22 protein-coding genes are annotated in these 22,351 nt (G+C 63.9%); 10 read left to right on the top strand and 12 right to left on the bottom strand.

Annotation, left to right across the window (positions count from 1 at the left end):
- Nucleotides 1–10 precede the first annotated feature (10 nt).
- On the bottom strand, nt 11–1,234 hold the full coding sequence (locus NY78_RS15755; protein WP_043637929.1) for an efflux RND transporter periplasmic adaptor subunit: 1,224 nt from the start codon (nt 1,232–1,234) through the stop codon (nt 11–13).
- Between the two features lie 611 nt (nt 1,235–1,845).
- Between NY78_RS15755 and NY78_RS15750 the strand changes: the two genes are divergently transcribed.
- The 3 genes from NY78_RS15750 to NY78_RS15740 all read left to right on the top strand — a co-directional run bounded on the left by NY78_RS15750 (nt 1,846) and on the right by NY78_RS15740 (nt 4,800).
- Nucleotides 1,846–2,520, top strand: a complete 675-nt coding sequence (locus NY78_RS15750) for a DUF47 domain-containing protein (protein WP_043637927.1) — start codon at nt 1,846–1,848, stop codon at nt 2,518–2,520.
- A gap of 105 nt (nt 2,521–2,625) precedes the next feature.
- Entirely contained in the window at nt 2,626–3,132 is a 507-nt protein-coding gene (locus NY78_RS15745; RefSeq protein WP_082140064.1) for a Fur family transcriptional regulator, read from the top strand.
- 159 nt (nt 3,133–3,291) lie between these two features.
- The gene (locus NY78_RS15740) at nt 3,292–4,800 is read left to right on the top strand and encodes a catalase (RefSeq protein ID WP_043637926.1); all 1,509 of its coding nucleotides are present in this window, start codon (nt 3,292–3,294) and stop codon (nt 4,798–4,800) included.
- 351 nt (nt 4,801–5,151) lie between these two features.
- Here NY78_RS15740 and NY78_RS15735 read toward each other — a convergent pair whose 3' ends face one another.
- The 4 genes from NY78_RS15735 to NY78_RS15720 all read right to left on the bottom strand — a co-directional run bounded on the left by NY78_RS15735 (nt 5,152) and on the right by NY78_RS15720 (nt 10,663).
- Nucleotides 5,152–6,162, bottom strand: coding sequence for an inorganic phosphate transporter (locus tag NY78_RS15735; protein WP_043637923.1), 1,011 nt, complete (start codon nt 6,160–6,162; stop codon nt 5,152–5,154).
- Nucleotides 6,155–6,790: a DUF47 domain-containing protein gene (locus NY78_RS15730; RefSeq protein ID WP_043637920.1), complete on the bottom strand. Its 636-nt coding sequence runs from the start codon at nt 6,788–6,790 to the stop codon at nt 6,155–6,157. The genes NY78_RS15735 and NY78_RS15730 overlap by 8 nt, the downstream gene beginning before the upstream one ends.
- Nucleotides 6,791–6,970: 180 nt before the next feature.
- Complete coding sequence (locus NY78_RS15725; protein ID WP_043637917.1) at nt 6,971–8,641, bottom strand: HAMP domain-containing protein; 1,671 nt, start codon at nt 8,639–8,641, stop codon at nt 6,971–6,973.
- Nucleotides 8,642–8,776: 135 nt separating this feature from the next.
- The gene (locus NY78_RS15720) at nt 8,777–10,663 is read right to left on the bottom strand and encodes an esterase/lipase family protein (RefSeq protein ID WP_043637916.1); all 1,887 of its coding nucleotides are present in this window, start codon (nt 10,661–10,663) and stop codon (nt 8,777–8,779) included.
- 243 nt (nt 10,664–10,906) lie between these two features.
- On the opposite strand from NY78_RS15720, the gene NY78_RS15715 reads away from it, so the two are divergent.
- From NY78_RS15715 to NY78_RS15695, 5 genes are all read left to right on the top strand, one after another.
- Nucleotides 10,907–11,326 (top strand): hypothetical protein, encoded by a 420-nt coding sequence (locus NY78_RS15715; protein WP_053062243.1) that lies wholly within the window; start codon nt 10,907–10,909, stop codon nt 11,324–11,326.
- Nucleotides 11,327–11,416: 90 nt separating this feature from the next.
- Nucleotides 11,417–12,958, top strand: coding sequence for a methyl-accepting chemotaxis protein (locus NY78_RS15710; RefSeq protein WP_043637915.1), 1,542 nt, complete (start codon nt 11,417–11,419; stop codon nt 12,956–12,958).
- A gap of 40 nt (nt 12,959–12,998) precedes the next feature.
- Nucleotides 12,999–13,184, top strand: a complete 186-nt coding sequence (locus NY78_RS15705; RefSeq protein WP_231584015.1) for a hypothetical protein — start codon at nt 12,999–13,001, stop codon at nt 13,182–13,184.
- A gap of 63 nt (nt 13,185–13,247) precedes the next feature.
- Nucleotides 13,248–13,859: a hypothetical protein gene (locus NY78_RS15700; RefSeq protein ID WP_043637911.1), complete on the top strand. Its 612-nt coding sequence runs from the start codon at nt 13,248–13,250 to the stop codon at nt 13,857–13,859.
- A gap of 13 nt (nt 13,860–13,872) precedes the next feature.
- Nucleotides 13,873–14,271: a bacteriohemerythrin gene (locus NY78_RS15695; protein WP_043637910.1), complete on the top strand. Its 399-nt coding sequence runs from the start codon at nt 13,873–13,875 to the stop codon at nt 14,269–14,271.
- A 117-nt stretch (nt 14,272–14,388) separates the two neighbouring features.
- On the opposite strand, the gene NY78_RS15690 is transcribed toward NY78_RS15695, so the two are convergent.
- The 7 genes from NY78_RS15690 to NY78_RS15660 form a co-directional block, all read right to left on the bottom strand.
- The gene (locus NY78_RS15690) at nt 14,389–14,709 is read right to left on the bottom strand and encodes a hypothetical protein (protein WP_043637908.1); all 321 of its coding nucleotides are present in this window, start codon (nt 14,707–14,709) and stop codon (nt 14,389–14,391) included.
- Between the two features lie 532 nt (nt 14,710–15,241).
- The gene (locus NY78_RS15685) at nt 15,242–16,378 is read right to left on the bottom strand and encodes an alginate O-acetyltransferase AlgX-related protein (protein WP_043637906.1); all 1,137 of its coding nucleotides are present in this window, start codon (nt 16,376–16,378) and stop codon (nt 15,242–15,244) included.
- Between the two features lie 4 nt (nt 16,379–16,382).
- Complete coding sequence (locus tag NY78_RS15680) at nt 16,383–17,735, bottom strand: MBOAT family O-acyltransferase (RefSeq protein WP_043637903.1); 1,353 nt, start codon at nt 17,733–17,735, stop codon at nt 16,383–16,385.
- 47 nt (nt 17,736–17,782) lie between these two features.
- On the bottom strand, nt 17,783–19,090 hold the full coding sequence (locus tag NY78_RS15675) for a membrane protein (RefSeq protein ID WP_043637901.1): 1,308 nt from the start codon (nt 19,088–19,090) through the stop codon (nt 17,783–17,785).
- Nucleotides 19,091–19,093: 3 nt separating this feature from the next.
- The gene (hemC, locus tag NY78_RS15670; RefSeq protein ID WP_043637900.1) at nt 19,094–20,026 is read right to left on the bottom strand and encodes a hydroxymethylbilane synthase; all 933 of its coding nucleotides are present in this window, start codon (nt 20,024–20,026) and stop codon (nt 19,094–19,096) included.
- 104 nt (nt 20,027–20,130) lie between these two features.
- Entirely contained in the window at nt 20,131–20,364 is a 234-nt protein-coding gene (locus NY78_RS15665) for an FmdB family zinc ribbon protein (protein WP_043637898.1), read from the bottom strand.
- A gap of 46 nt (nt 20,365–20,410) precedes the next feature.
- Entirely contained in the window at nt 20,411–21,025 is a 615-nt protein-coding gene (locus NY78_RS15660) for a D-sedoheptulose 7-phosphate isomerase (protein ID WP_043637894.1), read from the bottom strand.
- A 150-nt stretch (nt 21,026–21,175) separates the two neighbouring features.
- Between NY78_RS15660 and thrB the strand changes: the two genes are divergently transcribed.
- Complete coding sequence (gene thrB, locus NY78_RS15655; RefSeq protein ID WP_043637893.1) at nt 21,176–21,706, top strand: homoserine kinase; 531 nt, start codon at nt 21,176–21,178, stop codon at nt 21,704–21,706.
- Complete coding sequence (locus NY78_RS15650) at nt 21,703–22,299, top strand: hypothetical protein (protein WP_043637891.1); 597 nt, start codon at nt 21,703–21,705, stop codon at nt 22,297–22,299. Before thrB ends, NY78_RS15650 begins: the two co-directional genes overlap by 4 nt.
- Nucleotides 22,300–22,351 lie beyond the last annotated feature (52 nt).

Below are 22,351 nucleotides of genomic sequence, written 5' to 3'. Positions count from 1 at the left end.
GGCCGGCCCCCTAGGGTTTGGCCGGCGCGGCGGCGGGCGGCGTCGGCGTTGCAGCCTGGGCGGCCGGAGCGGCCGGAGCGTCAGGGGCGGGCACGATCTTGACCAGCGCGCCGGGGCGAACCTTGGAGAGGCCTTCCACCACCACCATGTCCGTCGGCGTAAGCCCGGCGTCGATGACGTAAGAGCCGTCCTTGCTGCCGCCAAGGGTCACGGCCTTGGCCTCGATGCGATTGTCTTTGCCGACCACGTACACCGACTTGGTGCCCTGGACGTCCACGATGGCCCGCTGAGGCACGAGCATGGCCCCTTGGCGTTGCTCCAGCAGCGCCCGGATCTTGGCGAACTGGCCGGGCTTGAGCAGCCCTTGCGGATTGGGGAAAATGCCGCGCACAGCCAGGGTGCCGGTCTTGGCGTCCAGCGCCCGGTCGGCCATGTCGGCCTGCCCTTGGTGGGGATAAACGGAGTCGTCGGCCAAAAGCAGGGTCAGGGGAAATTCCCGATCCTTGTCGCCATTGGCGTGTCTGGCCTTGGAGAACTCCAGGTAGTCCCGTTCGCTGATGGCAAAGTCCGCGTACATGGGGTCGGTGGTGGAGATTTCGGCCAGAAGCGTGTTGTCGCCCTTGCCGACGAGGTTGCCGACATTGACGTAGGTCTTGCCGATGCGACCGGTAATGGGGGCAATGATGCGGGTATAGCCGAGATCGCGTTCTGCGGCGTCCACGGCGGCTTTGGCGTGATCGACGTTGGCCGAAAGTTCGCGCTGGTTGGTGAGCCGCGTGTCGTATTCGTCGCGGCTGACCGCCTGCTGTTTATACAGCTGCTCAAACCGGGACAGATCGACCTTGGCCTTGGCGAAAAGGGCGTTCTGGCGTTCCAGCTCGGCCTTGGCCTTTTGCAGATTTTCCTGATACTGGCGCGGTTCGATAACAAAGAGCAGGTCGCCTTTCTTGACGATGGACCCTTCGGTGAAGTTGCGCTCCTTGAGATAGCCTTCCAATCTGGCCCGAACCTCCACATTCTCCTTGGCCGCCAAACGTCCCACGTATTCGCCGTACACCGGCACATCGGCCACGACCGGGGCCTTGGCCTGCACCATGACGGCTGCCGGCTCGGCAGCCTTGGCGGCCGGCTTTTTCTCCGCATCCTGTCCGCTGCAACCGGACAGGGACATGACCGCGGCAAGCGTGGCCAGGATGACATACATGAGCAGTGGACGCGGCAGGAATGGACGCATGAGGGTTCTCCTTGAAAGGGTGCGCATCGTCTGCATCCATATTCAATAACCCACTCAACCGCAACACTATTCTCAAGAAACGGCAAAGCATGCCCGCGACAGCTGCCCAGCCCGCAGCAAGGCAATTGCTGCTATTTTCCCTGTCTGCAGCCACAGTTGTCGCAAACTGGCAAATATCGCAACCAAATCAGGTTCAGGCCGTCCTTAAGGTGTATTGCCCCTTCCACCGCCCCCCTTCGCCATCTGTCCCTCCAGTACAATGAAACGTCCAGTGCGTTTTGCTCCCCAGCCAGACGCCGCGCCCCAGCATTTCCAGTGCGTTGGCACAGATGCCGACAAGCCAGTCGTCCAGCCGTTGCCTGTCCCGGCCGTCCAGAGCGCTTCTTTCCAAAGAACGAAATGACGATCAGACCTCTTCCCGTTGTGTGAAGCAGTCCGGCCCGCTGCGTCCCGCAGACCCGGCGCGGCAAACCGGACGACCATGGCCCCGGCGGAAAAACGCCCTGCAAACGGCCAGGCCCGCGATCACCGGTTGACAGCCCCGCCCCCTTTGCCGCATCCCTTGGCCTCGGTTGCAGCACGGACCGCATCCACGCCAAGGAGACCGCCTCATGCTCTGCCCCGCCCTGCGCTTTCTCGGCCCGCGTCGCCAAGACTATCTGCCTGGCCTGCTCGACCACTACCAGCCTATCGGCCGGGGCATGGCCCTTTTGGACGAAGCCCTCAAACGCAGTCTGGCCGACGGCCAGGACCTGGGTTTCAAAGTGCTGGTCGGGGAAATCGACATCCTCGAAGCCGAGGCCGACAAAATCAAACGACGCATCCGCAACCACCTGCCGGCCGGGTTTCTCATGGTCGTGGACAAGACCCTGTTCCTCAACTACACGCGCAGCCAGGACAATATCCTGGACGCCGTGCAGGAGGCCGTGGCCTGGCTCGGACTTGGCAGCTTCGACATCCCCCCCGCCCTGGCCCAGGCCATGTCCGAGAGCGTGGAACAGGCGGGAATCACGGTGGCCATGCTGCGCCCGGCCCTGGCCGACACCATTGATCTCATCCTCACCGGCCGCAACACCCGGGGCGACGTCAAATCGCGCATGCACGAGATCCGGCTGCAACACCTCAAGGTGGTGCGGGCCAAACGCGGCCTGATCAGCGCCGCCTACGCCTCGGGCCTGGATTTTTCCCGGGTGTACCAGATCATCCGCTTTGTGGAATATGTCTACCGGGCCAGCCACAGCGCCGAAGGCTGCGCCGATCTGTTGCGGGCCATGCTGGCGCGCTAGCCGCCTTGGCCCTTTGCCCGTGTTGCAACGACAACCGTTTCCCCGGCCCTCCGTCCCGCGCCGCGTCCGGCGGACCGGCCCAGGCCGCATGAGGCGGCGTTTCCTATGACCAATCCCGACACCTCACGACTTGCCGTCATCACCGAACGACTGCGCGGCTGCGGCTACCGCATCACCCCCCAGCGACTGGCCATCCTCACGGTGCTGGCCCAAAGTCCGGACCATCCCTCGGCCGAGACCGTGCATCGCCGGCTCCTGCCCGACATCGCCGACCTCAGTCTGGCCACGGTCTACAAGACCATCGCGGCCCTCAAGGCCTGCGGCGAGGTTCTGGAACTGCAATTTAGCGACCGCGACAACCGCTACGACGCGGCCCGACCGAACCCGCATCCCCATCTCATCTGCCAGGGTTGCGGCGCGGTGGTCGACCCGGAACTTCCCGGCGTCGAGGCCATGGCCGCAGCCCTGGCCCAGGCCACCGGCTACAGCATCCTCACCCACCGCCTGGATTTTTTTGGCCTGTGCCCGGCCTGCCAAGCCCGACGGAGCACCACGGACGGGGCGGACAATGCGGAAGAGGGGAACGGCGAAGACCTTCCCGACAAGAAATAAACGCCATGATCCTGGCTTCTTGCAGCCCCTGTCCAGCGGACGGGGGCTTTTTTTTGCGGGCTGCCGTTGCCACTCCCTGGGAACTCATTTAAGAGAATGATTATCCATAACGGCCTGGCCCCACTCCCGCGGGGCAGGTCTCGGACAGGAGACGTACGAATGCCTGACAACAAAACAATGACCACCGGTTTTGGCGCACCCATCGGCAACGATCTCAATACGCAAACGGCCGGCCCACGTGGCCCGGCGCTCATGCAAGACGTGCATCTGCTGGAAAAAATGTCCCATTTCGACCGGGAACGCATTCCCGAGCGGGTGGTGCATGCCAAGGGAGCCGGCGCGCACGGCTTCTTCGAGGTCACGGCCGACGTGACCCGTTACACCCGGGCCGCCTTCCTTTCCCAGATCGGCAAGCGTACCGAGGCGTTCGCCCGCTTCTCCACGGTCGGCGGCGAACGCGGTTCGGCCGACTCGGCCCGCGACCCCCGCGGCTTTGCCCTCAAGTTTTACACCGAGGAAGGCAACTACGACCTCGTCGGCAACAACACCCCGGTCTTTTTCATCCGCGATCCGCTCAAATTCCCCGATTTCATCCACACCCAGAAGCGCAACCCCCAGACCAACCTCAAAGACGCCAACATGTTCTGGGACTTCCTGTCGCTCACCCCGGAGTCCCTGCATCAGGTGCTGATCCTGTTCTCCGACCGGGGCACCCCGGCCACCTACCGGACCATGAACGGCTACAGCAGCCACACCTACAAGTGGTACAACGCCGCCGGTGAATACTTCTGGGTGAAGTACCATTTCAAGACCGACCAGAAGATCAAAAACCTCACCCGGGCCGAGTCCGACGCCCTGGCCAGCAGCGATCCCGACCACGCCACCCGCGACCTGTTTGAAGCCATCGCCTCGGGCAATCCGCCGTCCTGGACGCTGGAAATGCAGATCATGACCCCCAAGCAGGCCAAGGACTACCGCTACGACATCTTCGACGTCACCAAGGTCTGGCCCCACGCCGACGTGCCGCCCCAGGTCATCGGCAAACTGACCCTTGATCGCAACCCGGTGAACTACTTCGCCGAAGTGGAACAGGCGGCCTTCAATCCGAGCAACTTCGTGCCCGGCATCGCCGCCTCCCCGGACAAGATGCTCCAGGGCCGGCTGTTCTCCTACCACGACACCCACCTGCACCGCCTGGGGCCCAACTACCAGCTCATCCCGGTCAACGCGCCCAGACACGCCGCTGTGGCCAATTACCAGCGCGACGGAGCCATGCGCACCGACGACGGCGGCGGAGCCGGACCCAACTACTGGCCCAACAGCTTCGGCGCGCCCGCGCCCGATCCCTCGGTGCTGGAACCGCACGTCCCCCTGGAAGGCGAGGCCGGCCGGTTCGCCTACGCCCACCCCAACGACGACTTCATCCAGCCCGGCGAACTCTACCGCAAAGCCATGAACGACATGGACCGCGAGCATCTCATCGGCAACCTCCTCGGCCACCTTTCGGCCGCCCTGCCCCGCATCCAAAAACGCCAGTGCGCCCTGTTCATGAAGGCCGACGCCGACTTCGGCGAACGCATGGCCGCCGGCCTTGGCCTCGACGCGGCCGAGATCAAGCGGCTGGCCGCCATGACCGCCGACGAACGCGCTGCCGCCACGGCGGCGTAGGGGAGGGAGAAGAAAGAAAGAGAGAAGAGTGCCTCCGGCGGCCGGGAGGGGGTAACCCCCTCCCGGACCCTCCCTGACAGGGGCCAAGGGGGAGGAGCGAGATGTCGCGGGTGGGCCGGACTCGCTCCAGGCTTTGACGACTGCCAGCCGGACACCGCAGCGTGACGGGAAGCACCGTTGCTGCGGCACGCCAGTGGAGAGGCGAGGCTGAAGAGGGCCGTAGGCCAAACGTTTCGCCGGGGAAACCGGCAACAAGGACAAAGGCCGGCGGCCATGGTGTATGGCGGCCGGCCTTTGGGCCGGGCCGGGGGAGCAGTCCCCCGGCTTTTTTGCGGGTCAAAAAACGAGCGGCTAGACGGCCAGCCCCGTGACGGACAGCAGCCAGTAGCAGGCCGCCGCAACCAGGGCTGCGGCCGGGATGGTCAGCACCCAGGCCACCACCAGCTGGCCGGCCACGCCCCAGCGCACGGCCGACAGCCGTTTGGACGCGCCCACGCCGATGACCGTGGTGGAAATGATGTGGGTGGTGGAAATGGGCGCGCCGAAAAACGAGGCGCTGCTGATGACGGCGGCGGCGGCGGTTTCGGCGGCAAAGCCGTGAATGGGTTCGAGCTTGAAGATCTTGTGCCCCATGGTCTTGACGATCTTCCAGCCGCCCGAGGCCGTGCCCAGGCCCATAGCCAGGGCGCAGGCCAGCTTCACCCAAAACGGCACGGCCATCTCCGGAATCTCATGGAAGCTGAACAGGGCCAGGGTGATGATGCCCATGGTCTTCTGGGCGTCGTTTAAGCCGTGGCTGGTGGCCATGAAGGCGGAAGAAACGATCTGGAGCTTTTTAAACAGGGCATTGACCCGTCCGGGCGTGCTTTTGACCACCAGCCAGGACAGAAGCACCATGAGCAGATAGCCCGAAAGAAACCCGGCCAGGGGTGAAAGAAGCAGCGGCACGATCACCTTGATCCCGATGGAGCCGTACAGCGGCGCATCCCAACCGCCATAGGCCACGGCCGCGCCGATCAACCCGCCAATCAGGGCATGGGACGAAGACGAGGGAATGCCGAGATACCAGGTGAGCAGGTTCCAGCAGATCGCGCCCAACAGCGCGGCCAACACCAGGCCCTGGCTGCCGGCGACCATCTCCGGCTGGACGATGCCGCTGCCGATGGTGTGGGCCACCGACTCGCCCAGAAATGCGCCAAGGAGGTTCAGCGCCCCGGCCATCAAAACCGCCGTCAAGGGCGAGAGCACCTTGGTGGAGACAATGGTGGCGATGGCGTTGGCGCTGTCGTGGGCCCCGTTGGTGAAGTCAAAGAGCAGGGCAATGCCCACCACGACAACGAGCAGGAGGGGCAGGTCAGGCATTTTTGAGCACCACCCCTTCCAGGATGTCGGACAGGGCCTCGGCCCGCTCAACGGCCGCCTCGATGCGGTCGAAGATATGCTTCCATTTGACGATGTTTAAGATGGCTGCATAGTCCTTGGTCTCGTCGCCGCCGTCGTAGAGTTCGCCGATGCCGACCATGACCAGGGTTTCGCACTCATGCTTGAGATTCTCGATCTTATGGAAGCTTTCCTCGCTCTTCTTGTTGGCGCTCATCTGGCCAAGCACCACCCCGAGTTCCTCGATCATGGCCCGCAGGTTGGCCACAATGCGCCGGGCCGGATAGCGGATGCGGTCGAAGCCAAAAAGCCCGATGCGCGAGGCAATGGCCTTGATGAGATTGAGCAGGTCTTCCTGAGTGAGGTTGATCTGGTGAATGTCCTCACGGTCGATGGGCGTGATGAAGGTCTGGGAAAGTTCTTTGGCGATGCGCCGGCTGATGGCGTTGCCTTCGGACTCAATGATGTTGATGCGTTTGCAGCGTTCCTCGACATCGTCAAACGTCGTAAAGAGTTCATCAAGGATGCCCACGGCCTTGACCAGCTTGCGGTGTTGCTCCTTGAACAGGTCGTAGAACTTAACGGATCGGGGAAAGAGGCTGAAACCCATGCGCGTCTCCGCAGATTAAAAAGGATTGGAAGAACCGTTCAATACGACCGAACTCGCCGCGCACCATGCGGGCCGCCTGCGCCGTGACAAACACATGCTACCGCCCGGCTGGTGAAGAGAACACCGTCCGCAAGGCTCAAAAATCCGCACAACTCCCTGCCGCAGCTGGAAAAATAGCGCCTAGGCCGCGACCAGCCGCACCACCCGGGTTGCGCCGTCGAGAAAGGCCTCGCCCCCGGCCGCAAGCAGCTCTGCCCCAGGCAGGAGCACATCCAGCCGGGCCGGACCCTGAAACCGGATCATGACGTCCTCCCCCTCGCAGGCCACGACAATGGCCGTGGAGGCCGCATCCGGAGTCTGGGCCAGGATGGCCCCAAAGGCCTGCACCAGGACGTCATAGGGCGCAGCCACCGGGACCGGGCCGTCCGGCGCGTCGAGGATGCGGGCCGTAACGCCCTTGGCCCGCAGCACGGGGTCGGCCGCCGCCAGGGCCTGCTTAAGGGCGGCCAGGGCATCGGTGGCCGGAGCCTTGGCCTTGGCCGCGGCAAAGCGGTCCCGGGCGGCGGCCAGCAGATCGTCGATGACGGTCTTCATGGCTCCGGCCGAGGCCACCACCACCGCCAGGGCGCTTCCCGCCCCGCCGACGTCGGCCGGCTCGGCCGCCAGCATATCCTGGGCCGTCTCGCCATAGCCCAGCACCTTGGTCAGAGGGGTGCGCAGGTTGTGGGAGGCGTCGATGACGAAATCGCGGAAAATACGGTCCATGGTGGCCGCTTCGGTGACGTCGTGAAAGGTGACGATGCGCCCGCTGTCCTGCCCGGCCAAGCGTGTGGATGCGGCCGTGACATCCACCACCCGGCCGCTTGGCAGCTCGAACCGGCCAACCCGACAGACTGCGGCTGTCTCGTCGGCCTTGCCGGCCAGGGCGCGGTCCACGCAAAGGGGCACGCCGGCTTCCAGGGGAATCCGGCCCACCGGCTCGGCCAGTTTGGGGAACATGTCGCGAAAAGCCCGGTTGGCGGCCACGATCCGCCCGGCTGCATCAAGGATGGCCAGCCCTTCGGCCATGCCCTCGAAAATGGTTTCCTGACGCTGGCGACGCTCTTCGATCTCGCCCACGTGGGAGCCGATGCGCGCGGCCAGGGTATTGATGGCTTCGGCCAGGGGGGCGAAATCCGTGGCCGACACGATATGGATGCGACGGTCGTAGTGGCCGTCGCCGATGGCCGCCACCACGCCTGAAATCTCCCGGATGGAACCGGACATGCGCCGGGCCAGGACATAGACGGCCACCCCGCCGGCGACAAAGACCAGGACCAGAACGGCGAGCAGCGTTTCGCGCCCCCGGCCAAGCTCGCCGCGAAGCGCCGACACCGGCAGGGCCAGGCGCACGATGCCCGGCGCGATACTGTCCGTACCGGAAAATTGTTGGGCCACATACAGCATATCCCGGCCAAGGGTGTGGCTTAAGCGCAAATCCTGGCCAAAGCCGCCAGCCTGGGCCTGCCGCACCTCGGGCCGGTCGGCGTGATTCTCCATCTCGCCCACCCCGGACGCGCCGACGTCGGAATCCGCCACCACCCGGCCAGCCACGATATAGCTCAGGCGAAAGCCCAGGTGCGGCCCCAGGCTGTCGACATAGCCGGCCAGATCGGCGTCGCCGGGAAAGGGCGGATGGGAACGCAGGAGATATTGGGCCAGTTCCAGGGAATGCCGGGCCCGGTCTTCGGCCTCGGCCAGCACGGCCCGTTCGGCCTTGCCCGTGGCAAAGACAAAGACGCCGCTTAGGACCAGCAGGAAAAATCCCCAGGTCCAGAGTAGAAAATTCAATGTTATGGAACGTCTGGCCATCAACCCTCCCGACATGACGAAATTGTGGCGGCGAAGCGACGATTTCGTGACGCGCAAGGTATAGGCGGCAAGCGTCCCGGGAGCAAGAGCAGAGTGCGTGCGCCGGGTCAAAAGCGCCTGGGCGGTTGGCGCGACTCAGTTGGCGGGATGGTCCTTGGCGTGCTCAAGCAGGATGCGCCGCACCTCGCGGATAGCCAGGGGATGGTCCTGGGCGCTGTGCCCGGAGTGGACGATTTTTTCCGACACCGCACCGTCGAGATGCGAACTCCAGTAGGGCACGATGCCGTCGGTGCCGCCCGGGACGTCGGCTTTTTTCTCGTTGCCGATGATCGAATGGTAGGGAACGGTCATGGGCAGTTCGACCAGGGTCTTGAGGCTGGGATTCTTGGGCGAAAGGCTGTCGATGCCCGTGGGCAGGCGTCCGCCTTCGACGACGGGATTGCCGCCGGCATGGGCGGTATGGACCAGGGCGGCGGCGACCGCTCCCAGCGGCTTGAGCACGTTGAGCGGCAGGCTGATCAGCGCCCGGCCGATGTTGCCGACAACCCCGAGGGCCAGCTCCGACCCCCGGTGGGGCGTGGAAATAAAAACCACCCGCGACACATAAGGGCGATGCGTGAAATACAAGGCGTTTTGCAGCACCGTGCGGTCATCCGGCGCAAGCGGCAGGTCATCGAGCTTCTTTTTCGAAACATTGGCCCACAAGGCGTCGCCGCTGTCCAGAACCAGGGTCTTGGTCAGCAGGCCGCCCATGCTGTGCCCGACCACCACCATGGCGTTGAAATTGGGGTTGTTGCCGGCGGGATCGAAGACGTGGCGCACCTCATCCAGGGAAGCGCGCAGAATGGAAGCGGAGAAAAGCATGGGATTGCCGGTCGGGTAGCGAAAAAACCAGAACTGGTAGCGGGCGCGCAGTTCGGGATCGCCCATGAGGCCGTTAAGCATCGGCGCCCAGGTGGTTGGAGCCGACAGCAGCCCATGGACAAAAACCACCGGAATCTTGTCCGGGTCGTAGGGCTGGAGCATGTACAGCTGGGTGACCTTTTCCCAGGCCGCCGGATTCATCATGCCTTCCAGGCCGCTTGGCTCGGGCGTATTCTGCATCATGAAGGCCAGCGGCGTGGTCAGGTCGATTTCCATGGGTACCCGCGCCCTGCCCACGTCCAGAAAATCCGTCTTCATGGGATCGTGGATTTCCAGGTCCGCGTCGTAGACCAGAGTCCCGTACTTGTTTTTCCGGGCGGTTGGATCAAAGCGCAGAAACAGCGAGGCGGCATACGTCTGGCGCACCTTGGGAATGAAGCGTTCCGCCTTCGAGCCGCCCTCGCCCTCGCTTGGGCGACGCACCACGGCGATGGGCACGCCGATGCCCAGGCGCACCTGCTGGGGCGAAAGTCCTTTGACTTCAAACTCATAGGCCAGATGAAAGCTCTCCACCTCTTCTGGCGAAAAGGTCAGCTCCGAGCGTCGCTCGGCCAGCCGGACCCGGCCCATAAGCCAGGGCAGTTCCCGTCCCTTGGCATAGGAAATTCCGGCTGTGCGCGCATATAAAAAGTAATTGGCCAGGGAACGGTTGTAAAACTCCATGGCCTGTCTGGAATAAGGATGATAAATATCAAGATCCGGCTTGAAGGCGGCGTCGAACAGATACAGGTAGGCGTAGACGGCGCTGGAAAGATAATACATGGCCGCTTGTTGTGGATCGCTCTTGCTGCGGGTTGCCTGAACATAGCAGAGTTCGGCCAGGGTGAACACCGCTTCCCGGTCGAGTTCCGTCCGGGCTTCGCCGTCAAGGCCGCGCAACATGGTTTCCGGATCGGCCGCCAGGGCCGTTTCCAGGTCACGCTGGCGCAAAAAGCGCAGGGTGCGCTCCGAGGGCCGGTCGGAATTGAGCGCGTTGCGGTCGAGCTGGCCGGCCCGGTCGTTGAGGGAGACCGGGCGCACCCCGATACGGGCGCAACCGGCCAGAACGGTCAGCAGCAGCAGGCACAGCAGACAAAGAAGAAACAGGCGACGCGGCATGAGTGGGGTCCTTAAAGCGAAGTGTCCGATAAAATCTTCAAAGCACCTTCTGATGGTGCGAGGCAACCCGGGCTGCTCTCTCTACGACAGGTTGCGGCCGGTGGTAAAGCGTCTTGCCGCAGGCCGGTCCCGCCTTTCCCGACAAGCGCCGCCGGTCCTGCAGATGCCGGGCATTTGTTGCCAGGGCATCGGAAAAGGCCTAAAAGAAAATACCCATAGTGTCTTTTACCCAAGGAGGCCCCCATGTACCCCATGGCCCTGTACAGCCTGATTGTTGCCCTTGTCCTGTCCCTTTTCGGATGCAACGGACTCGACGCCGTCAGCAAACAGGATATCTCCGGCACCCCGACCAGCTATGCCCAGGTCAACAAGGAACCAAACCCGGCCCTGGTCGGCTGTTATATGCGAAGCCGGCCCAGTGAGTACAACCGGCCAAACAAATACGAATTCTGTCTTGTAAAAAGTGGCCAGGGCTACGCCTTGTATTACTACATGATGGATGGAAAGACACTCAACACGTTCAAGGGCTGGACTTCTGCCGTCATCAACGGCGACTGCCTGACGGCGGACTATGACGGCGCGACCTACTGCGCCAAGAACGGCGAAGTCCTGCAAACAACCACCGGCAGCTCCGATGAGCACCGCATGTTGCCCATGAACTAGTATCGCGTTCGCAAAACAACGGCACCCGGAAGAACCCGTGAGACACCGCCGACCAAAACGGCCGGGCGAGAGCAAGCAAGGAGAGTGAGCATGGCCGGGCATCGGCTCTGGTGGTTTGCGGCAGTGGCGGTTTCTCTGGCGGCGGCAGCAACGACCGGCTGGGCGTCAGGCGTCTCCGGAGCCTTGCCCGGCCTGCTTTGCGGTCTGTTCCCGGCGGTGGTCGCGGTGGCTGCCGTGGTTGCGGCCGAGGCGCGCCGAGGCCGGGAAGGAGACGCACTGGCGCGCCTGCTTAGCGACCTGGAGGCCGGCAAGACGCCAGCCATCCCGACCTTGCCCGAGGCCTTGGCCCAGGCCCTGGCCCGGCTTGGCGAGAGCGTTCGCACCACACGCGGTTTTCTCTCAGGCATCACCAAGGGCCTGCCCATTCCCTATTTGCTGGTCGACGCCAAGGAACGCGTGCTCTTTACCAACGCCGCCACCCTGGCCATGCTGGAAATCGACGGCCCGCCCGAGCGCCAGCTCGGCCGCACCCTGGCCGAAGTCTTCTACAACGACGCCACGCGGGCCACGGCGGTCGGCAAGGCCATGAACCAGGGCCAGGTCTTTGCCAACCTGGAAGTGACCATCACCGGCCATCGGGGCGGACGGCGCGACGTGCTGGCCAATGTCTTCGCCCTGCGCGACACGGCCGGAGAGACCATCGGCGGCCTGTGCCTCTACCTCGACATGACCGAACTCAAGGCCAAGGAAGCCGCCATCTGCCAGCAAAACGACCAGACCGCGACCCTGGCCCGACAAGCCGGCGGCTTGGCCGCCGATCTGGCCGATGCCGCCTCAATCCTGGCCGATCAGGTGGGACAGGCCAGCCACGCCGCCAGCGACCAGCAGAGCCGCATGGGACAGGTGGCCGATTCCGTCACCCACCTGGGGCACGCCGCCCGCAACATCGCCGAGACGGCCCGGGAAACCGACGGCGTGGCCAGCAAAACCCGCGATCAGGCCGCCGGCGCCGCCGACACCATGAACCGCGTGCTCTCCGGCATGGCCGACCTCTCCACCAAGGCCGCGGCGCTGGGCGGGCACATGGAGATTCTGTCCGGCCAGGCCACGGAAGTCGGCAGCATCCTGGGGGTCATCTCCGACATCGCCGACCAGACCAATCTCCTGGCCTTGAATGCCGCCATCGAGGCGGCCCGGGCCGGCGAATCGGGTCGGGGCTTTGCCGTGGTGGCCGATGAGGTCCGCAAGCTGGCCGAAAAGACCATGGCCGCCACCCGTGAGGTGGAGCGCAACGTCACCGCCATTCGCAACAGCGCCGAAACCAACCGCCAGGCCACCGGCGAGGCTGTCGCCCTGGTCGAACAGACCACCCGTATCGCGGGCGAGGCCGGGGCAGCCCTGGACGCCATCCTGACCCTGGCCCGGGAAACCTCGGCCCATGTGCGCACCATCGCCGAGACCGCAGCCGAGCAGACCAAGGCCGGGGAGCAGGCGGCCAAGGCCGGCACCGATGTTGCCCAGGCCGTGTCCGAGACCTCCCAGGCCATGGCCGAATCCGCCCTGGCCGTGGAGGAACTCTCCCGGGTGGCCGACGCGCTCAATGCCCTGTTTGCCGGCTCCGCCGCCGGATGACAGCAACGGCCTTTGCGGCTATAGAGCGCGCATGTGGGAAATGTTCATCATTGTCGCGGTGGTCTTCATCAGCGTCAGCGCAGGCCTGTGGCTGGTCATCCGCAAAACCGTCCGTCGTCGCCATGATGTCATCACCCCTGGCAGATTCGATTTCGATGCCTTCAAATCCCGTGAAATCTCCGGGCGGGGCGTACACGACACCACCCGCCTCGGCAAAAAACGCTGACCCGCCAAGCCGCCGCGCCTCCCGGCCAACTTTGGCGCGACGTGTTCGCAAGAGGAGTGCCCTATGCCGACCCTACGCATCCTGTGCCTTGCCGCCCTGCTGCTGACCTTTTGCGCCGCTGCCGCCCTGGCTGAAACGCCGACCGAACTGGCCGGCATCGGCCTTGGCGAACCCGTGGCCAAGGCCAAGGGACGCATCCACACCCAAAAGGCGCGCACCATGGACGACTCCCCCTGGGTGCAAAAGATACCGGTTGCAGGCGACAAGTTCTTCTCCGGCGGCTACGTCCTGGTCGGCGTCTGTGCCGCTCCCGGAACCGTGGCCCGCATCAAGATGCGCTACCGCGACGACGGCCTGGATTTCTTTCGCACCATAAGCGGCGAAATGCTCAAGCGCTACGGGGATCCGACCCAATACAAGGGCGACTTCGAAGGCCGCACCATGGGCAACAAGTGGGGCTTTTCCGATTCCCGGCTGCGGCCGATCAGTCTGATTCTGCAACGCACCGAGGGCGAGGACCCGGAACTCGGGGCAGGCACCACGCTCAAACTCACCAACTGGGGCCTGCTTGAGGCTGAACGGGCCTGCTGGCAGGAACGCCACGGCGCGCCCAAGGCCCCGGCAGCCGCCCCGGCCAAGAAAGCCGCCCCGGACCACGGCTACCTCCCCCGCTAGCGAGGAGCATCCCATGCAGCAACCCCAGTTCGACGACACTCTGCTCACCGGCTTTGACTCCATTGACGAGCAGCACCGCCTGTTCCTGGAGATGCTGACGGAACTCAGCAGCCAGATTGAGACCGGGCAGCACCGCCAGGGCGTCCTGGACGCTTTCCAGGGAATGCGCCTGTACGCGGACGGGCATTTTGCTGACGAGGAAGCACTGATGCTGGGGCACAACTATCCAGAGGTTGCCGCGCACCAACGCCTGCACGAGACGTTTCGGGCCATGGCGGCGCAACTGGAAGCGCGCATCGGCGAGGGACCGGGCCTTGTGTCCCTGGAGACCCTGGAATTTCTCGGGGCCTGGTTCATCGGGCATATCCGCAACGAAGACCTGCGATTTGCGGCTTTTGCCCACGGGAAATAACCACGCCCAAAAACGGGGCCGGCCAGTCCTTGCGGCCCTAGGGCAGGGGCGGGGAAAATGACAAGAGCTTGGCAACCGGTGGTTGCCAAGCTCTTATCGCACCAAAAAACTGGAGTGCTAGGAGAAGAAGTTGAAGGTCGTGCCGCCGCTGCCGAACAGCGAGGAGAAATCCAGGCCGCCGCCGCCAAAGGAGCCGAACAGGCTGCCCGAGGTGCCGCCAAGGCCGCTGAAGTCCAACGAAAAGCCGGTTCCGCTAAACAAAGAGGTGAAGTCAAGACCAGTACCACCCGTTCCGAACAGATTGGTACCCAGGGAGAACCCCGTTCCGCCGGTCAGATCAAGTCCGAAACCGGTGGAGCCTAACGTCCCGCCAAGGTTGAGGTTCTGAAAAAGCGAACTGAAATCAAACAGTCCGCCGCTACCGGATAATGTTGCCATGTTGCCCTCCCAAATCGATCTCTTGTGGCAATTCCCTCACCACTTTTTCTAAAAATCCCCTGCCCCGCAACCCACTTGCCAAAAGTATCCCGCAGGTCTGCACAACTGAGGATAGCACCATTTATCCCCCACGCGCCGTGATGTCAACACCGGACGCGCGCGCTCCGTATCTTCTTTCCCTCAGTCCCGTGCAAGCAACGCACTGCCAGTCTCCATGACAACTGAGATACACCAGCAACACTGTCAAAATCTGCAACAAAAAGACTATTGTTCCTCTTATACACCAAAAATTTGGCTAGCCTTTTCCCCAATATTTCCGAAAAGCGGCCGAATATTACCGTAATAATATTTTTGAAAGACGACGTTTTCCGAACAACAGGCCAACAAAATTCCAGAATACGAGTGCCCGGCCAAGCGACACTCCACGAGGGCGCACCAATCGTCCACTCAGTATAAATCCTCAGCAACTACAGTACGGGAATTTCGAACAGACAAGGCCAGAGAGGCTATCCGCCTCTCCAACCAGCCTAATTTAATGAGCATTTCTAACTGGCTCCCGATCCACCAGCAGCGCAAAAACATAGCGCTCGACCACTTCCAAAACAACCACATCCGGCCGTTCGGCCTCGATAATGTCGGGCCAAAACGCATGGGTCCACAAGAAGACTGACCGGGAAAACCGCTCCGCCGCAAACGGCTGCATGGCCCGGGCAAAGGAATCATGGAAGAAAACCGCCCGGGGCCAATCCGCCCGGCCTGTTTCATAGGCCGCCCGCTCCCGCTCGGGGTGATCGGCCGGATCGGGATAGTTCCCGGGCGAGGCCGGCCGGGCCAGGGCAGGGGTCCGCTTTCGCGGCACAATATCGTGCTCCTGCCAGATGTCCGGCAACAGCAGCATCTCGGCCAGATCCCCGCCGGGACGGTCCTTGGCCAAAAGCTCGTAGTCTCGGATGTCCAGGGCTTCCATGGCCGGGAACTGCCGCCCCAGAGCCGCAACCAGGGTCGAGGCCCCGACCAGGCCGCCAAAGCCGTTCCAATGCGTGTCGGTCTGCAGGTAGGTCCGCTGGATCGTCCTGGCCTGGGTCAGGGGTTCGCGCAGATCAAGGACCGCAATCCCGGCAGCCCGCAGACGCGGCACGATCTGGCCCAGACGCGAGGTCGGGGCCAGGGGATGCAGGCCCGCCGGCAGGAAATCCGGATAGACCCGCTCTTTGTTGGGCGCAAACACGATGCAGTAGGCCACTCCCCGGGCTTGCAGCCAATCCCGGCGCTCGGTCTGGACGCGCACCATCTCGTCCATGTCGTGTTCGGACAGGGGGACAACATTGAGATAATCGTCCAGGGCCTGTTCGAGGTTGTAATACAGCCAGCCCTCCCGGCCGACGATGACTCCGGGAACCGGCGATTCGTCAAAAAGAGCCAGCCGGACCCGGCTGCCAAGCCGGATCAGATGATCCCGAAACGGCGCGGCATCGCGCACATGGGCGGCCAGGGCCGGACCGTATCCGGCCGGATTGCTCCAGGCCTGGGCCAGGGACGGCAACGCGGCCAGCGGCCTGTTCTCCACCGCCAGCCGACCGCCGGAAATCCCGACAAGCGGCAACGCCAGGGGCGAAGCCAGAAAAACGACAAACACTGCGATCTGAAGGAAACCGGCAATACGGACCATAGGACTAGAACCTGGCATAGATAAAAGGGGCATAGCCGCCGGCGGCCATGATCATGGCCGAGGCGGCCAGCAATCCGGCCATGGCCACCAGCTGGCCAGTGGCTGCAACCGACGCGGCGCGGTCGCCGAAGCGTCCGCACACCCCTGTCCACAGCCGGTCCAGGGGCATGGCAAAAAGCACGGCCACGGCCAGGGCAGTCAGCCGCTGCCGGGTGGCATCCACCATCCAGGTGTAGGCGAACCCCTCAGTGGAAAAGGAAAACAGCGCCGAAAAATAGCGCGCCGATACGGCAAAATCAGTGGCCCGAAACAGCACCCAGCCAAGCATCACGGACAGCAGGAGATAGGCATGGCGCAAGGCCGCCGGCCGGGCATCGAGCCAGCGGCCAAAGGCCGTGCGCTCCAGGGACAAAAAAACGCCGTGCCACAGGCCCCAGATGAGAAAATTGAGCGTCGCCCCGTGCCACACGCCGCACAGGGCAAAGACGATGAGCAGATTGGCCTGCACCCGCCACGGCGCACACCGGCCGCCGCCCAGGGGAATATAGAGGTAGTCGCGAAACCAGGAGGACAGGGAGATATGCCAGCGCCGCCAGAATTCACGCACCGAGCGCGAGACATACGGATGCTCGAAGTTCTCCGGCAGGTGGACCCCGAACAGGCGGCCAAGGCCCACGGCCATGTCTGTATAGCCGGAGAAATCATAATAAATCTGGGCTGTGTAGCAGGCCAGCCCCAGCCAGGCCGTGCCCATGTCAAGCCCGCTGGAACGGCCAAAGGCGGCATCGGCCAGCGGGGCCAGCGTCCCGGCGACGAGCGTCTTTTTGGCCAGCCCCACCGCCACCCGCCAGGCGCCCTGCCGCACATCCTCAAAAGTGGGCCGGGGCCGGACGAGTTCCGGGAAAAGCGGCCCGAACCGGGCGATGGGACCGGCGGTGATCTTCGGGAAAAAGGCCATGGCCGCGGCAAAACGTGAAAGGCTCCTCTCCGGGGCCAGCCCGCCGCGGGAGACGTCTATAAGATAGGCGATGGCCCCGAAGGTGAAAAACGAGATGCCCAGGGGCGAAGCGCCGCCGCCGTACTTGTAGCCGGCCAAGAGGCCGAGGTTGGCGGCCACGCCGACGGCCGTCAAGCACTCCCGGGCCTTCCCCTGCCCCCGGCCGATCAGCCGGCCCAGCAGATAATTGCCGAGGATGGCCGCGGCCAGGACCGGCAGTCCGGCGGCATCGGCCAAGGCAAAATAGACCGCACTGGCCCCAAGCAGCACAAGGCCCCGCGCCCCAGGCGGCGACAGGTAAAACACCGCCAGCACAATCGGCAGGAAATAATACAGGAAAATCGGTGAATCCAGCAGCATGCGCACTCCTTGCGCCACGTCTCCAGACCGGCAGTCCGGCCCTCGCTCTATTTTGGAATCTGCGCCAGCCCGACCCAGAGAAACGAATAGAGCGACAGCGCCAGCATGGCGGCGGCCAGGACGCCGGTAACGGGCAAGGTCCGGTTTACGGCCTTGGCAAAGCGGGCCAGGGTCATGCCGGCCATGGCCCCGATGGGAAAGAGATAGCGCCCCTGGGCCTGAAAATCATTGACCCAGGAATGCCAGGTGGACTGGAAAATGGTCAGCCCGGCGAACGTGAGAAACACCAGCAGCGCGGCAATGCCGCCGGACCCGCCGTGCAGGGCCAGGGCCACGGCCAGGGCCCCGGTCAAGGCCCAGAAGACGTAGCCGACGTAGCGGTAGTAGATGAAGGGGGCGTAAATTTTCATGTAGTCGTAGACGCCAAACGAGGTGCGAAACGTCCAGATATGCCAAGTCCAGATGGAGAAGAGTTGCGGGTAGGTCAGGCCCTGTTCGCGCATCCGCAGGCCCCAGAATTGGGTGCCTGCTTCCTGGGAGGAGGGCTTGTAGTCTTTGATGGCGTATTTTTCGGCGTTTAGGGTGGGCACTTCGGGGCGTACGGTGCGATTGACGTAGACGTTATAGCCCCAACGCGCGCCAAAAAGGGTGGCGGCCACGAGGAAGACCAGAGCGGCGTTTTTGGCCGCGGCTTTGAGGTTGTGGGCGGCCAGGCCGCAGACGCCGAAGAAGGCCAAAGTGAAACCGGCCAGGACATAGTAGTTCTGTTTGGAGATGCATATAAATCCAAGCAAAATGCCCAGTATGAGGAGAAGCCGGGTCTTTGCGGCCGGCTGCCCCGTTGGCGTCGGAAGGACCGGCGGATCAAGGCGGGCCACGGCGTAGACCATGCAAAAAGACAGGAACAGGGGGAAGGCGTCGCCATTGAAATAGCTGAAGACGTACCAGACTTGCGGCGTGATGAACAGCGGCAGAAAGGCAATCTTGCGGTTATCCGGCAGCCGGAGAAACAGGCCCATGAGGACGGCAAAGAGAAAGATGTTAAAAAAACGCAGGGCAATGTAGTCCGGCCCAATAAACGGGCTGACGAGCTTGGCAAACTTTCCGGCAAAAAAATAGACGACGTCTAGCTGTTGCAGATAGGTGACGCCATAGTTGCTGAAGGTATTGGAGAGCCTGGGGTCGTCCAGGGCCGGGAAATCCCAGTAGGAAATGAAATAGCGGCCGGCGTTGACGTGATCCAGTTCGTCGGGGTGGACGTTGAGCCGGCTCTCGAGCGCCATGGTGCTCATGGCCGCCAGGATGCCGACGGCCACGAGTCCCAAGAGCAGATTTTTGAGGACGGATTTGAGCATGCGTCAGGAACTGCTCGTATAGACGGCATCCAGGACTGTTTTCGCGCCCATGGCCAGGACAATGTCGGCCAGGGCCTGGCCCAGGGCCACGGCCTGGGAGCGCGGACCGGTGACGGCGTCGCGGAAGGTCTTGCCGGTTTCCGGGTCGGCCACCAGGCCCTCAAGGTGCAGGGCGCCGCCGCAGAGGGTGGCGTAGGCGGCAATGGGCACCTGGCAGCCGCCTTCCAGGCGGGCGAGGAACCCCCGTTCGGCCGCCACTGTATCGTGACTTTCAGGATGGTCGAAAAAGGCCAGCATGGCGGCGGTTTCCGGGTCGTCCAGGCGGTATTCCAGGCCAAGCGCCCCCTGGGCGGCGGCGGGCAGGAACTGCGGCGGCCCCAGGCGCATAGACTTGGGCGCGGACAATTCCAGGCGGTTGAGGCCGGCGGCGGCCACGATGATGGCGTCAAACCGGCCGTCCAGAAGCTTGCCCACCCGGGTGTCCAGGTTGCCGCGCAGGTCGACAATGGACAGGTCCGGGCGAAGGGCCAACAGCTGGGCCTTGCGGCGCAGGCTGCTGGTGCCGACCGTGGCCCCGGCCGGCAGGGCGGCCAGGGAATCGTAGGCCACCGACAACAGGCGGTCGCAGGGGTCCTGGCGTTCGGGGATGATGCCGACCACGAGGCCTTCGGGCTGCTCGGCCGGCACGTCCTTCATGGAATGGACAGCCAGATCGGCCCGGCCGTCGAGGAGGGCTTCCTCGATTTCCTTGACGAACAAGCCCTTGCCGCCAACCTTGGCCAGGGGCACGTCCAGGATGATGTCGCCCTTGGTCTTGATGGGCAGTAGATCGACAATAAGCCCCGGGTAGGTTTCGCGCAGCCGGGCGGCCACGTGGTTGGCCTGCCACAGGGCGAGCTTGCTGCCGCGGGTGGCGATGACGAGTTTTTCACGCATGTGTGTATCCAGGCGCTTCGTACGCGGGTTTGGCGTGGACCGGCCAGCGCCGTTGGCAACAGACCGGGCGCGGGCCGGCTTCAGGAGTCGTCGTTGGCCCGCCTTTAATGGCAGGAGGCGCAGTTGCCGCCGGCACAGCCGGAACAGCCGCCGCCCGAGGATGTGGCCGTGCGCGCCCCGGTCTGGCCGCCGCCGGTGCGGGTGCGACAGGCGGACATGAGTTTCTTTGTGTCGCCGGACGCGCATTTGGGACAGATCGGCGTAGTCGTGGCCGAACTGGAAACGATCTCTTCAAACTGGGCGCCGCATTTGTTGCAGCAATATTCGTACATGGGCATGGACAGATGCTCCTTGGCATGACCGGCCGGGGCCGGGGGTGTCGTCTTATCGGTCTTCGAGATAGGGGCCAAGCTCCATGACCGCCTCGAAAAGATAATAATCCACAAGCTTGCACAGCAGGTGGCCGATGGTGATGTGCACTTCCTGAATGAGCGCCGTGCGTTCATGAGGCACGAGCAGTGCATAGTCGCAAAGCGGCACGATGCCCCCGTTGCGTCCGGCCAGTCCCACGGTTGCGCACCCTTTGTCGCGGGCGGCGCGCAGGGCGGCCAGAACATTGGGGCTGTTGCCCGAGGTGGAGATGCCGACCACCACATCGCCCGGCGCAGCCAGGGCCTGCACCTGCTTGGCGAACACCCGGTCGTAGCCGTAATCGTTGCCGATGGCGGTCAGGACGGAGGAGTCGGTGGTGAGCGCCAGGGCCGGCAGGGGCGGACGTTCCAGTTCGAAACGGTTGACGAACTCGGCGGCCAGATGCTGGGCGTCGGCAGCCGAACCGCCGTTGCCGCAAAAAAGGATCTTGCCGCCCCGGGCCAGGGACACGGCCATGGTGCGGGCCGTCTTGTCGACAAGCTCCGCGTTCTCGGCGAAAAACCGGGAGCGCAGGGCGCTGGCGTCCTCGACGTAGGCGGTGATGATGTGGAGCGAATTTTCCGACATGGCCTTCCTCGTCCCGACGCCGAAGTGCGCCGTCGGGAGCATCCTTGTAGCCAAAGGCCGCCCCGCTGACAACGTCGGAGGTTGTGTGTTTGAATTCCGCCGAAAATAGGCTAGCATGCGCAAACAACAGGGCAATGGGACGCGGCAGGCATGGAACCCACACTTCTTGGCCGGGTATCGGATGAACGGTGCGTGAGCCTGATCGGCATGGCCGGGGCCGGGAAATCAACCCTGGCGACCCTGCTGGCCCGGCGTCTGGGCTGGGCCTGCCTGGACACCGACCGTCTCATCGAAGCCCAGTGCCGGGAGCGCCTGCCCGACATCCTCGACCGCTACGGCCTGCCCGGGTTTCTCGGCATCGAAGAAGACGTGGTGGCCGGGCTTGGCCTCAAGCGCTGCGTGGTGGCCACGGGCGGGTCCGTGATCTACGGGGCGCGGGCCATGGAGCGGCTCAAAGCCATGGGGCCGGTGGTCCATCTGTCCATTGATCTGCCCACGTTTCTGGCCCGGGTGGGCGATCCCGGCGAGCGCGCCTTTGTCATGCCCCGGGGCATGACCCTTTCCGATGTCTATGCCGAGCGCCAACCCCTTTACGCCGCCGCCGCCGATATCACGGTGGTGAGCTGCGGGGTGACGCCTGAGGCCTGCCTCGAACACATTTTGCAAGGAATCCAGTCGTGACTGCATCGTTTCCGGCCTCGCGCACCCGTGGAGTGCTTAAAAAACTGGCGTCGCTGTATGCCGACATGGACGCGGCCTATACGGCGGCCGCCGCTGCCGCCGGGCTTTCCTGCGCCGGCTGCGCAGACAACTGCTGCGTGAGCTTTTTCCAGCACCATACCCATGCCGAGTGGCTGTATCTGCACGAGGGGCTGGCCAAACTACCGCCCGAGCGCCGGGAAGCCTACGAGGCCCGGGCCAGGGCCTATGTTGCGGCGGTGCGCGAGAGCCTCGCCCTTGGCCAGACGCCGACAGCCATGTGCCCGGTCAACGACGACGGCCTGTGCGGCCTCTACGAACACCGTCTCATGATCTGCCGGCTCCACGGCGTGCCCAACATCCTGCTTGCCGGCATGCACATCCGTGAATTCCCGGGCTGCGGCCCCTGCCAGACCCTGACCGCCGGCGGCGGGGCCAAGGCCATGGACCGCACCCCGCTGTTGCGCCGGCTGGCGGCCTTGGAGATGGAATTATGGGGCAGCCGGCCCGGTCGGCCGCCCAAGGTGGACCTGACCCTGGCCGAAATGATCCTGGCCGGCCCGCCCGGGAAATAGCGGCGCGTTCGCAAAAACTTTTTTGGGAACAGAGCGCATCTCTTTTCCGTGT

The organism is Desulfovibrio sp. TomC (genome assembly GCF_000801335.2).
Taxonomy (GTDB): domain Bacteria; phylum Desulfobacterota; class Desulfovibrionia; order Desulfovibrionales; family Desulfovibrionaceae; genus Solidesulfovibrio.
This window is presented reverse-complemented; position numbering and strand designations above follow the sequence as displayed.